The organism is Lysobacter avium, from assembly GCF_015209745.1.
GTDB classification, from domain to species: domain Bacteria; phylum Pseudomonadota; class Gammaproteobacteria; order Xanthomonadales; family Xanthomonadaceae; genus Novilysobacter; species Novilysobacter avium.
In genome coordinates this window covers 2577165-2590981 of sequence record NZ_CP063657.1, presented here as the reverse complement: position 1 = coordinate 2590981, position 13817 = coordinate 2577165, and the positions used below count along the sequence as shown (strand labels likewise).

Here is a 13817-nt window from a genome sequence, read left to right as displayed (position 1 = left end):
TCCTGATGGGGGATCTTGGGATTTATTGCATCTGCAGCACACCGCGTTGATTGCCGCGAACGATCTGCAAAACCAACTGTGCAGGAGGTCGTGTGAAGCCCGCGCGGAAGCCGGCCAGATCCTCGAACGCGCCGGCGCTGGAAGCCATCACCACATCGCCCTCGCGCATGCCGCTGGCCGCGGCGCGACTGCCCTGGGCGACCGACTCCACCAGGACGCCGGACACCCCGGCCTGGCGCAGACGCTCCGGCAGCTCGCTGAAGCCGGCCCCGTCCAATCGCGGATCCAGGCTGGCGCCGGCCAACGCGCGCGGTTGCTCCTTCAAGGTGGCGGTCAGGCGCAGCGGCTTGCCGTCGCGACGGATGTCCAGTTGCACTTTGCTGCCGATGGCATGCAACCCCTCGAAGTTGCGCAAGCTGTCGCGGCTGTCGATCCGTTCGCCGTCGGCCGCCACGATCACATCACCGGATTTCACCCCGGCAGCCGCGGCAGCGGAGTCCGCGTGGACCCGCGTCACCAGGGCTCCGCGCGCGTCGTCCAGCTTCAGGGCCTTGGCCAGGCGGGCGTCGACATCCTGGGCATCCAGTCCAAAGGTGCCGCGCCGGACTTCGCCGCTGGTGACGAGTTGATCCATGACATTGCGCGCGAGGTTGGCCGGAATCGCGAAGCCCAGGCCGATGTTGCCGGCCATGCTGCCGCGCGGGTTGAAGCTGGCGGTGTTGATGCCGACCAGTTGGCCGTCCAGGTTGACCAGCGCGCCACCGGAGTTGCCCGGATTGATCGAGGCATCGGTCTGGATGAAGCTCTGGTAGCCCAGCCCGCGCAGGCCGGTGCGGCCGACGGCGGAGACGATGCCGGAGGTGACCGTCTGGCCGATGCCGAACGGATTGCCGACCGCGACCACGAAATCGCCCACGCGCAGGTCGCCCGAATCGGCCAGGGTGACCTGTTGCAGTCCCTCGGCAGGAATCCGCATCACCGCCACGTCGGTGTCCGGATCGGAGCCGATGAACTCCGCCGCCAGCGTGCGCCCGTCAGCGAGCGTTACCGTGACCTCCTCGGCGCCCTCGATGACGTGGTGGTTGGTGAGCACATAGCCGCGGCCGGCATCAACGATGACGCCCGACCCCAGTGACTGCTCGATGCGCTCCTGCGGGATATGCGGAAACATGCGGCGGAAGATCGGGTCGTTGGCGAAGGGGTTGTTGAGCCGCACGCGCTGTTTGGCCTGGACACTCACCACCGCGGGAGTGACCCGGGCGAGCATCGGCGCCAGCGATGGCAGGGGCTGCCCGCCTACCGCCGAGGGGAGCGAGGCGCTCATCGGCGTGACCACGGGCGCGGCTGTCTGGCTGGCAGGCGCGGCCATCGCCGGCGTTTGCAGGCCGTGCAGGACGGTGCCGGCGACCACGCCGCCGAACAGCGCTGCCAGGGCCAGCATCGCCAAGATGCTCAGGGAAGGTCGATGGGACGTGGAATGGTTGCTCATACGCGGTACCGGGCAGGTGGCAAGACCAATCTCCAAGTGTGGTTCAACGCCGGTAAATCGTCGATGAAGTGGGTCTTTTCCGGTGCACCGGCGGGCTGCCCCTAGCGGCAAACGGCATTGTTCGCCAGCGTTGACTTGACCGGATCGGGGCGGTAGCTTTGTTTCCTGTCATCGACACAACATGTTGTGGTCATGGCGGGCGATAAGCCCAGCATTTGGGTCTTTCGGCTGCGCTGGCTGATGCCGCATCGTTGTCCGAAGGGGTTGTGGGAGGCCCTTCGCTGGCGCTTTCGTGGCTATCGGCGCCGTCGTCATCCGCACTACCAACGCAAGACGCCATTCCGCGCCGGACGATCCGGCCCGAATCACGCATTCCGGTCGCGCCAGCAGCGACCACCCAGGAGAAAGTTCAGGCATGAGCACGGTGCGCCTCGAGGCAGCAAGCATGGAAACTTCCGGCAATTCCAATACATCCGGCGTCGAGACACCGGCGGTGATGAAAATCGCCATGCAGCCGGCGTCGTTGGATATCTGGGACAAGAAGTACCGGCTGGTGACCAAGGACGGCACGCCGGTGGACGCCGACATCGACGCCACCTACCGCCGCGTTGCGCGTGCGCTGGCCGACTCGGAGTCCACCGACGAGCTGCGCGCCTACTGGCACGAGCGCTTCACCTGGGCGCTGCGCCACGGCGCTATTCCCGCCGGCCGCATCACCTCCAATGCCGGCGCGCTGGAGCACAAGCCGGCGACCAGCACGATCAACTGCACCGTCTCGGGCACCATCGAGGATTCCATGGACGGCATCCTGGAGAAGGTCCACGAGGCCGGCCTGACCCTGAAGGCGGGCTGCGGCATCGGCTATGAATTCAGCACCCTGCGCCCGCGCGGGGCATTCGTCGCCGGCGCCGGTGCCTACACCTCCGGGCCGATGTCCTTCATGGATATCTACGACAAGATGTGCTTCACCGTGTCCTCGGCCGGGGGCCGTCGCGGCGCGCAGATGGGCACCTTCGATGTCTCGCATCCGGACGTGAAGGATTTCATCCGGGCCAAGCGCGAGGACGGCCGCCTGCGCCAGTTCAACCTGTCGCTGCTGATCACCGACGGCTTCATGCAGGCGGTGGCCGACGATGACGACTGGCCGCTGGTGTTCCCGGTCAACCTGAAGGAGAAGGGCGACGTCGATCTCGACGATCCCGCCCAGGTGGTCTGGCGCGACTGGCCGACCCACCGCAACTACATCGTCCGCGACGATGGCCTGGTTGCCTGCAAGGTCTACGGCCACATCAAGGCCCGGCACCTGTGGGACATGATCATGGTGTCCACCTATGACTACGCCGAGCCGGGCTTCATCCTGATCGACCGCGTCAACGAGATGAACAACAACTGGTGGTGCGAGGACATCCGCGCGACCAACCCCTGCGGCGAGCAGCCTTTGCCGGCCTACGGCGCGTGCCTGCTGGGCTCGATCAACCTGACGAAGTTCGTGCGCAACGCCTTCACCGAGCAGGCCAGCTTTGACTGGGACGAGTACCGCGAAGTGGTGCGCGTGTTCACCCGCATGCTCGACAACGTGGTGGAGATCAACGGCCTGCCCTTGCAGCAGCAGCGTGACGAGATCATGCGCAAGCGCCGCCATGGCATGGGTTTCCTCGGCCTGGGCTCGACGGTGACCATGCTGCAGATGAAGTACGGGTCGCCCGAGTCCTGCGAGTTCACCGAGCAGGTGGCCCGCGAGATGGCCGTCGCCGGCTGGGAAACCGGCCTGGCGCTGGCGAAGGAGAAGGGCCCGGCGCCGATCATGGACGAGCAGTTCACGGTCGATGCCGAGATGCTGCGCAAACGCCCGGAAATGGTCGCCGATGGCTGGAAGATCGGCCAGGAAGTGGCCGGCAAGGTGCTGCACGCCAGGTACTCGCGCTACATGCAGCGCGTGGCCGAAGTCGCCCCCGAGCTGGTTGCCGAACTGGCCGAGGTCGGAGCGCGCTTCACCCACCACAGCTCGATCGCCCCGACCGGCACCATCTCGCTGTCGCTGGCCAACAACGCGTCCAACGGCATCGAGCCGTCGTTTGCGCACCACTACAGCCGCAACGTGATCCGCGAGGGCAAGAAGTCCAAGGAGAAGGTGGACGTGTTCTCCTTCGAGCTGCTGGCCTACCGCAGCCTGGTCAATCCCGGCGCGATGCCGTTCTCCGATGAGCCGGCCACGCGCCTGCCCGAGTACTTCATCGCCGCCGACGACGTCACGCCCAAACAGCACGTGGACGTGCAGGCCGCGGCGCAGAAGTGGGTCGACAGTTCGATCTCCAAGACCGCCAACGTGCCGACCGATTATCCCTACGAGGATTTCAAGGACATCTACACCTATGCGCACGCGCAGGGCCTGAAGGGCTGCACCACGTTCCGCTTCAACCCGGCCGCCTTCCAGGGCGTGCTGGTCAAGGAGGCCGACCTGGAGAACACCACCTACCGCTTCGAGCTGGAGGACGGCAGCGTGGTGGAGGCCAAGGGCAACCAGGAAATCGAGTACGACGGGGAGATGCACACCGCCGCCAACCTGTTTGATGCCCTCAAGGAAGGGTATTACGGCAAGTTCTGAGCCACGCATCCCCGCGCGCAGCCCCACGGCCGGCGCGTCGCCAACCAACGCAGCAGGAGTCTGGCCCATGGCCATGAAGATCGACCAGAAAATCAAGGGTTACAGCGTCGTCAGCGCCGAGGACCGGGTCCGCGAAACCGCGGCGCAGGATGCCGCCCAGGCCGCCGACATGGACAGCAACGTGGTCCAGATGCACGAGAAGATCGAGCGCCCGGAGACGCTGATCGGGACGACCTACAAGCTGAAGACGCCGCTGTTCGAGCACGCCCTGTACGTCACCATCAACGACATCATCCTCAACGCCGGCAGCGAGCACGAGCACCGTCGGCCGTTCGAGATCTTCATCAACTCCAAGAACATGGACCACTTCCAGTGGATCGTGGCGCTGACCCGGATCATGTCGGCGGTGTTCCGCAAGGGCGGCGACGTGACCTTCCTGGTGGAGGAGATGAAGGCGGTGTTCGATCCGCGCGGCGGTTACTTCAAGGCCGGTGGCGTCTACATGCCCTCGCTGGTGGCCGAGCTGGGCAGCATCGTGGAGGAGCACCTCAAATCGATCGGGATGATCCAGGACCCGGAGATGAGCGCCTCCCAGCGCGAGCTGATCGCCGAGAAGCGCGCGGCGTACGCGGCCATGGAGTCCAAAAAAAAAACTGAGGTAACCCCGCTTGCGCAGAAGGTCGACGCCGCCGAGCTGCCGCCGCGGGACGAACTCAGCGGCCACCTGTTTCCCGAGCCGCGGGTCAGCGACACTCCGCGCAGCGAGGATGTGGCGGTCACCGGCGATGGCGGCGTGGCATTTCCGCCCTCCGCGGCGATGTGCCACAAGTGCAGCACCAAGGCGGTCGTGATCATGGACGGTTGCGCCACCTGCCTCAATTGCGGCTATTCCAAGTGCGGCTGAGCCCTGCGGATGGCGGGGAATTTCCGGCAGTGCGGAGGTAGCCCGCGTTTCACGGAATTTTGGTGTGGCCTCTGCGAGCATGCGCGGACGCGTAATCCACGCGCGATAACGGGAAATCTGTTCGCATGCCGCAATCCACGCCGCCGTCCGACCGGAAGTCGGGCCTGCTGCGCAGGTTCGCGCGCCGCCCCCAGCCGGTGGCCGCCGTCGAGGAGCCGCCGCTGCGCGACTCGCTGTTCAGCGCCCAGCGCATGGAAGAGCACGGCCGCCATCTCGCCGCCGTCCACCAGCTCCAGTCGGCCAGTGAGCCGCACACCGAGTCGCTGCTGGAGCGCCTGAGCGACAACCGGCGTCTGCTCGACCACACCTGCACGATGCTCACCGAATCGGCGCAGGCCAACCGGCGCATCACACCGGCCAGCGACTGGCTGCTGGACAACATCTACCTGGTGCAGGAACAGATCGCGATCGCGCGCCGGCATTTGCCGCGCGGCTACAGTCGCGAACTGCCGCGCCTGGCCAACGGACCCTCGGCCGGCCTGCCGCGTGTGTACGACATTGCCCTGAACGCGATCTCCCACGGCGATGGCCGGCTGGAGATCGAAAGCCTGGCGCGGTTCGTCGCCGCCTACCAGGAAGTTGCGCCGCTCAAACTGGGTGAGTTGTGGGCGATTCCGATCATGCTGCGTCTGGCCCTGATCGAAAACCTGCGCCGGGTCGGCCTGCGCATCGCCGCCGATCGCGTGCACATGGATCTGGCCGACATCTGGGCGGACCGGCTCACCACCGCCGCCGAGAAGCGGCCCAAGGACCTGGTGCTGGTGATCGCCGACATGGCCCGCAGCCAGCCGCCGATGACGCCGGCCTTCGTCGCCGAGCTGGTGCGCCAGGTGCAGGGACAGGGCTCGGTGCTGGCGCTGGCATTGACCTGGGTGGAGCAGTGGCTGGCCGATGGCGGCACCGATGTCGAACAGATCGTCCACGCCGACGGCCAGACCCAGTCTTCGGACCAGATGTCGGTGGGCAACAGCATCAGCAGCCTGCGCTTCCTGACTTTGGTGGACTGGCAGGAGTTCGTCGAGTCGGCCAGCCTGGTGGATGCGGTGCTGCGGCAGGACCCCACCGCGACCTACTCGCGCATGGATTTCGCCACCCGCGACCGCTACCGCCACCTCACCGAGGAGATCGCTCGTCGCGGGCGGCTGGAGGAGATCGACGTCGCGAAGAAGGCGCTCGAACTGGCCCGTCAGAGCGCGGCGCAGACCAAGGACATCCGCAGCCATGTCGGTTTCTATCTCGCCGACGACGGGCGCGCGACGCTGGAACATGCGCTGGGCGCACGACCGACCCTGGAGGCCTCGATCCGCAAGGGTGCGCGGCGGGTCCCATTGCTGGCTTACATGTTGCCGATTGCGCTGATCGTGGCGTTCTTCACCCAGGGCCTGGTGGTGGAGGCCGCGCGTCTGGCCATCAGCGACGGATTGCTGTTGTTGATCGGGCTGCTCGGGGTGGTCGCCTTCAGCGAGCTGGGCGTGGCCTGCGTGAACTGGGGCGCGACCCTGCTGGCGACGCCGCGCACCCTGCCGCGGATGGACTACTCCACTGGCATCCCCGCTTCCGCGCGCACCGTGGTGACCGTACCCACCATGCTGTCCAGCATCGCCGCGGTAAGCGAGCTGGTCGAGGCGCTGGAGGTCCGGTTCCTCGCCAACCGCGACCCGCAGTTGCGTTTTGTACTGCTATCGGACTTCCTGGATGCGCCCGAGCAGGTGATGCCCGGTGACGAGGCGCTGCTGACGGCTGCGCGTACGCAGATTGCCGCGTTGAACGAGCGCTACGCGAACGGCCACGACCTGTTTTTCCTGCTGCACCGTCCCCGTGCATGGAACCCGCGCGAAGGCGTGTGGATGGGCTACGAGCGCAAGCGCGGCAAGCTCTCTGCGTTGAACCGGGTGCTGCGTGGCGGCACCCGCGCCGCCTTCATGGAGATCACCGGTGACATCGCGGAGCTGGAAGGCGTGCGCTACGTGATCACCCTGGACAGCGACACCGACCTGCCGCGTGACGCTGCCCGCAAACTGGTGGGCACGCTGGCACATCCCTTGAACCACCCGGTATTCGACCTGGTGCGCGGCGTGGTGACGCGCGGCTACGGCATCCTCCAGCCGCGGGTCGGCATCAACATGAGCGGCGAGGAAAGTTCCTGGTACGCGCGCCTGTTTGGCAGCGAGCCGGGCATCGACCCCTACACGCGCGCCGTGTCGGACGTCTACCAGGACCTGTTCAACGAGGGCTCCTACGTCGGCAAGGGCATCTACGACGTGGATGCCTTCGAGCGTGCGCTGGACGGCCGCATCCTGCCCAACCGCGTGCTCAGCCACGACCTGCTGGAAGGGTGCTACGCGCGGGCCGGGGTCGTCAGCGACGTGCAGCTCTACGAGCAGTACCCGTCGCGCTACGCCGTGGACGTCAAGCGCCGCCAGCGCTGGATCCGCGGTGACTGGCAACTGCTGCCGTGGCTGCTGCCCTGGGTCCAGCGCGCTGGACGGAAGTGGGAGCGCAATCCGCTCTCGATGCTCTCGCGCGGAAAGCTGGTCGACAACCTGCGCCGCAGCCTGGTGCCCGCCGCGGTGCTGGCGCTGCTGCTGATCGGCTGGTTCCAGGCCAAGATGCCGCTGGCGTGGACCTTGTGGATCTTCTCGATCTACCTGATTCCGCCGCTGCTGGCATCCATCGTCGACTTCGCCCGCAGGCCGCCGGATCTGTCGGTTCGCGCCCACCTGCGCCAGGCGGCGTTCGCCAGCCTGCGCAGTTTTGTCCACGCCCCGCTCGCAGTGGCGTGCCTTGCGTACGAGGCGGCGTTCAGCCTCGCCGCGATCGGCAAGACCCTGTGGCGGTTGGCAACGCGGCGCCACCTGCTGCAATGGAACCCGTCAAGCGAAGTCGCCCGCAGCCTGCCGGTCGATGCGCTGGCGACCGTGCGCTCGATGTGGACCGCGCCGGTAGTGGCGATCGTGGTGGGCGTCGCGCTGGCGCTGGTCCGTCCGGGCGCCCTGTTGGTGGCCGCGCCGGTGCTGCTGGCCTGGTTCGCGTCGCCGTGGTTGATGTGGTGGCTGGGCTCGCCGCGCGCCGAACCGGCGACCGCGCTGACGCAGGACCAGCTGCAATTCCTGCGGCGCCTGGCCCGACGTACCTGGGCGTTCTTCGACAGCCACGTTACCGCGCAGGACCACTGGCTGCCGCCTGACAACGTGCAGGAATACCCGGCCCTGGTGGTCGCGCGCCGCACCTCCCCGACCAACATCGGCCTGTCGCTGCTGGCCGACTTGGCCGCATGGGATTTTGGCTACGTGACCACGGCAACGCTGATGGAGCGTGTCGGCGGCACGCTGGGCACGATGCAGGCGCTGCCGCGCTACCGCGGCCACTTCTTCAACTGGTACGACACCCAGACCCTGCAGCCGTTGCCGCCGCGCTACATCTCCGCGGTCGACAGCGGCAACCTCTCCGGCCACCTGCTGACCCTGCGCCAGGGACTGCTGGCGATGCTGGACGCACCGGTCGTCACCCCGGTGGCCTGGCAGGGCGTGGCCGACACCCTGGACGTACTGCGCGAATCGCTCGGCGATGTGCCGACCGTCACTGCCATCGCCGCGATGTCCGACGAGCTGGATGCGGCGATGGCCACCCCGCCTGCAACGCTGGGCGCTGCCGCTGCGCTTGCGCATCGCTTGCACGACCACGCCGAGCAGGTGCGCCAGCACGCCGCCGGCAGCGAGGCCTCGGCGTACTGGGCCGACGCGCTGCAGTCCCAGTGCAACGCCCTGGCCGCCGAGCTTGCGTGGATGTCCGCCGACGCAGAGGGCAACGCAAGTTCCGCGGACAACGCGGCATCGGGCGCGATCCCCAGCCTGCGCGAGCTCACCGCACACGCGTCGCCGGCTATCGCCGGGCAGGCGCGCGACCGGATCACCGAGCTGGAGCGGCTGGCGCATATTGCCGGGCAGTGCGCGCAGGCCGAGTTCGGCTTCCTCTACGACCCCGCGCGGCGTCTGCTGGTCATCGGCTACAACGTCGATGAGCAGCGCTGCGACAACGGCTACTACGACCTGCTGGCATCGGAGGCGCGCCTGGGCAGTTTCGTCGCCATCGCCCAGGGACAGTTGCCGCAGGAGACCTGGTTCGCCCTGGGCCGGCTGCTGACCGAGGTGGACGGCGACCCGACCCTGCTGTCGTGGAGCGGCTCGATGTTCGAGTACCTGATGCCGCAACTGGTCATGCCGAGCTATCGCGGCACACTGCTGGACCAGACCGCGCGCAACAGCGTCGACCGCCAGATCGAGTACGGACGCCAGCGCGGCGTGCCGTGGGGCATATCGGAGTCGGGCTACCAGCTGTTCGATGCGCGCATGAATTACCAGTACCGCGCCTTCGGCGTGCCCGGGCTGGGCCTCAAGCGGGGCCTGGCGCAGGATCTGGTGATCGCGCCCTACGCCAGCATGATGGCGCTGATGGTCGCCCCGCAGGCAGCCACCGAGAACCTGCGGGTGCTGACCCGCAAGGGCTTCACCGGCCGCTTCGGCCTGTACGAGGCGATCGACTACACCCCGGCGCGTTTGCCGCCGGGCAAGGACCATGTGGTCGTGCGCTCGTTCATGGTCCACCACCAGGGCATGGGCCTGCTGGCGCTGGACTACCTGCTCCGCGACCAGCCCATGCAGCGCCGCTTCATGGCTGATCCGGAGCTGCAAGCGACGCTGCTGCTGCTGCAGGAGCGCATCCCGCGCACCGGCATGCTGCACCCGCACGCGGCCGAAGCGGCGAGCGCCGGCAAGCGTACCGACCAGGCGGAAACCCGCCTGCGGATCTTCCGCACGCCCAACATGGAGCTGCCGGCGATCCAGATGCTCTCCAATGGCAGCTACCACGTGATGGTCGGCTGCGCGGGCGGTGGCTACAGCCGTACCGACGACATCGCGGTCACGCGCTGGCGCGAGGACGCCGTGCGCGACCACTGGGGCAGCTTCTGTTACGTGCGCGATGTGGACGACGGCGATTTCTGGTCGACCTCCTATCAGCCCAGTCTGGTCGCCGTGGATGCCTACGAGGCGATCTTCTCCGACGCCAAGGCCGAGTTCCGCGGGCGTCGCCGCGATTTCGAGATGCACACGGCGATCGCGGTGTCACCCGAGGACGACATCGAGCTGCGCCGCCTGCGCATCGCCAATCGCGCCAGCACCACCCGCACCGTGGAGATCACCACCTACGCCGAAGTGGTGCTCGCGCCGGCGATTGCCGATGAGTTGCACCCGGCTTTCAGCAACCTGTTTGTGCAGACCGAGCTGGATCGCGGCCGCCAGGCCATCCTGTGCACCCGGCGCCGCCGCGAGCTCGACGAGACGCCGCCGTGGATGTTCCATCTGGTCGCCGTGCACGATGCGTCGGTGGATGCGATCTCCTACGAGACCGACCGCTCGCGCTTCATCGGCCGCGGCAACACGTTGCAGAGTCCGGACGCACTGACCACATCCGACCAGCTCTCGGGCAGTGAAGGGTCGGTGCTGGATCCGATCGTGGCGATCCGTTGCCGCATCACCCTGGCACCAGGTCAGGTGGCCAGTATCGACATGGTCTCCGGCGTCAGCCCGACCCGCGGTGACGCCAGCGGCATGATCGACAAGTACCGCGACCGTGGCCTGGCCGACCGCGTGTTCGACATGGCGTGGACGCACAGCCAAGTGGTGCGCAACCAGATCAACGCCACCCAGATCCACGCCCAGCTCTACGAGCGTCTGGCCGGACTGGTGCTCTACACCAACTCCGCGCTGCGTGCGGAACCAGCGCTGCTGCGGCAGAACCGCCGCGGCCAGTCGGGCCTGTGGGGGCAGTCGATTTCCGGCGACCTGCCAATCGTGCTGGTGAAGATCGCCGATGTCGCGAATATCGAACTGGTCCGCCAGCTGGCCCAGGCGCATGCCTACTGGCGCCTCAAAGGTCTGGTGGTGGACCTGGTGATCTGGAACGAGGACCAGGCCGGCTACCGCCAGCAGTTGCAGGACCAGGTCCTGGGCCTGATCGCCGCCGGTGCCGGCGCCCACCTGATCGACCGTCCCGGCGGCATCTTCGTGCGCCCGACCCAGCAGATGTCGCAGGAGGACCGCATCCTCATGCAGGCCGTCGCCCGGGTCGTGCTCAGCGACAGGCGCGGCAGCCTGGCCGAGCAACTGGAGGTGCGCCCGCCGGCGCCGCCGCTGGCCGCCCTGTTGGGCCCGGCACCGGAGCAGTACGAGTTGATGCCGCGCCACGCGGGCGAGGGCCCGGCGCCGCGGGCCAGCTTCGACGCGTGGCCGTTCGACCCCGGCGCTCGCGAGCTGATCCTGGACAACGGCATCGGCGGTTTCTCCCCGGACGGGCGCGAATACGTGATCGACCTGGTCGACGGGCAGACGACACCCGCCCCGTGGTCCAACGTGATGGCCAATGCGCAGTTCGGCTGCGTGGTCAGCGAAAGCTCGCCGGGCTACACCTGGGGCGAGAACGCGCACGAGTTCCGGCTGACCCCGTGGCACAACGATCCGGTCAGCGATCCAGCAGGCGAGGCGTTCTACCTGCGCGACGAGGACACCGGCCACGTGTGGTCGCCGACGCCCCTGCCGTGCCGCGGCACCGGGCCGTACCGCACCCGCCACGGCTTTGGCTACAGCGTCTACGAGCACGAGGAAAACGGGATCATCAGTGAACTCTGGGTCTACGTGGACCTGCACGACGCGGTGAAATTCAGCGTGCTCAAGCTGGCCAACCGCTCCGGTCGTCCGCGTCGCCTCAGTGCCACCGGTTACGTGGAGTGGATCCTGGGCGACCTGCACGGCAAGACGGGCATGCACGTCATCACCGAGATCGACGGTGACAGTGGCGTGCTCACCGCGCGCAACCCCTACAACACCGAGTTCGAAGGCCGGGTCGCGTTCTTCGACACCGACGCCGGCGCCGACGAGCGCAGCATCACCGGCGACCGCCTGGAGTTCATTGGCCGCAACGGCACCCTGCAGGCGCCGGCGGGGTTGACCCGCGAGCGCCTCTCGGGCCAGATCGGTGCCGGGCTGGATCCGGTGGCCGCCATCCAGGTCCCGATCACCCTGGAGCCGGGCGAACGCAACGAGACCGTGTTCCGCCTCGGCATGGGCGAGGACTGGGGCGAGTGCGTCGCCGTCGCCCGCCGCCATCGCGGCAACGACGCCGCCCATGACGCCCTCGACCGGGTCCGCATGTACTGGCTGCAGACGCTGGGGGCGATCCAGGTCGACACCCCGGAGCCAGCGTTCGACGTCCTCGCCAACGGCTGGCTGATGTACCAGACCATCGCCTGCCGGTTCCTGGCCCGCAGCGGTTATTACCAGTCCGGCGGTGCCTACGGATTCCGCGACCAGCTGCAGGACTCCATGTCGATGGTCCACGCCGAGCCGGCCATGGTCCGCAGCCACCTGCTGCGCAGCGCGGCGCATCAGTTCCCCGAGGGCGATGTGCTGCACTGGTGGCACCCGCCGCAGGACCGCGGCGTGCGGACACGCTGCTCGGACGACTACCTGTGGCTGCCGCTCGCGGTATGCCGCTACGTGGAAGCCACCGGCGACCGCGACGTGCTGGAAGAACCGGTCAGCTACATCGAGGGCCGTCCGGTCGCTCCGGGCGAGGAGTCCTACTTCGACCTGCCCTTGCGCTCGACCCTGCGCCAGAGTCTGTACCAGCACTGCGTGCGTTCCATCCGCCGTGGCCTGGAGCTGACCGGCGAACGCGGCCTGCCACTGATCGCCACCGGCGACTGGAACGACGGCATGAACCGTGTCGGCGAGCGCGGCCGCGGCGAGAGCGTGTGGCTGGGCTTCTTCCTCTACGACGTACTCCAGCACTTCGCGCCGCTGGCGGAGGCGCACCTCGACCACCGCTTCGCCGCCGAGTGCCTGCAAGCCGCCGAAACGCTGCAGCAGAACCTGGAGAAACACGCCTGGGACGGTGAGTGGTATCAGCGCGCCTGGTTCGACAACGGCGCGCCGCTGGGCTCCAAAGACAGCGACGAATGCCGCATCGACTCGATCTCCCAGAGCTGGGCGGTGCTGTCGGGCGCGGGCGACCCGCAGCGCACGACGCAGGCAATGGCCTCGCTGGACGAGCACCTGGTGCGCGAAGAGGCCGGCCTGATCCAGCTGCTGGATCCGCCGTTCGACAAGACCGCGCAGGACCCTGGCTACATCCGCGGCTACGTGCCCGGTGTCCGCGAAAACGGCGGCCAGTACACCCATTCGGCGGTCTGGGCGACGATGGCCTTCGCCCGCAGCGGCCACACCGAGCGGGCGTGGGAGCTGATGCGGATGATCAATCCGGTCAACCACGGCGCGGCCGCGTCGCTGCATACCTACAAGGTGGAGCCTTACGTCATGGCCGCCGATGTGTACGCCGTTCCGCCACACGTCGGCAGGGGCGGCTGGACCTGGTACACCGGCTCGTCGGGCTGGATGTACCGGCTGATGGTCGAGTCACTGCTTGGCATCCGGCGCGAAGGCAGCCGCCTGCACCTGGATCCGACGCTGCCAAACGACTGGCCCGGCTTCCAGATGCGCTACCGCTACGGCGATACCGAATACCGGATCGAGGTGTCGCGCGATCACGAAGGCGACGCGACGCGGCTGCTGTTGGACGGCGTGGCGCAGGCGGACCTGTCGTTCCGGCTGTTGGACGACCAGAACCCGCGCGAGGTGCAGGTATTCCTGGCCGATGGTCCCGGCGAGGCCTTGGACGCGGCGACCGGGGTCTGACGCGTGACG

Annotated in this window: 4 protein-coding genes; 3 read left to right on the top strand and 1 reads right to left on the bottom strand. The window is 67.7% G+C overall.

Translation table 11 applies throughout. From position 1 onward, the window contains the following. Positions 1-22 precede the first annotated feature (22 nt). Positions 23-1489, bottom strand: coding sequence for a Do family serine endopeptidase (locus tag INQ42_RS11580; protein ID WP_407070770.1), 1467 nt, complete (start codon positions 1487-1489; stop codon positions 23-25). Positions 1490-1934: 445 nt separating this feature from the next. Here INQ42_RS11580 and INQ42_RS11575 point away from each other — a divergent pair, with 445 nt between their 5' ends. The 3 genes from INQ42_RS11575 (at position 1935) to INQ42_RS11565 (ending at position 13808) form a co-directional block, all read left to right on the top strand. Then, positions 1935-4094 (top strand): adenosylcobalamin-dependent ribonucleoside-diphosphate reductase, encoded by a 2160-nt coding sequence (locus INQ42_RS11575; protein ID WP_228062696.1) that lies wholly within the window; start codon positions 1935-1937, stop codon positions 4092-4094. A gap of 67 nt (positions 4095-4161) precedes the next feature. Continuing rightward, entirely contained in the window at positions 4162-4998 is an 837-nt protein-coding gene (locus tag INQ42_RS11570; RefSeq protein WP_194034402.1) for a TSCPD domain-containing protein, read from the top strand. Positions 4999-5123: 125 nt separating this feature from the next. Beyond that, complete coding sequence (locus INQ42_RS11565) at positions 5124-13808, top strand: GH36-type glycosyl hydrolase domain-containing protein (RefSeq protein WP_194034401.1); 8685 nt, start codon at positions 5124-5126, stop codon at positions 13806-13808. Positions 13809-13817: the final 9 nt, after the last annotated feature.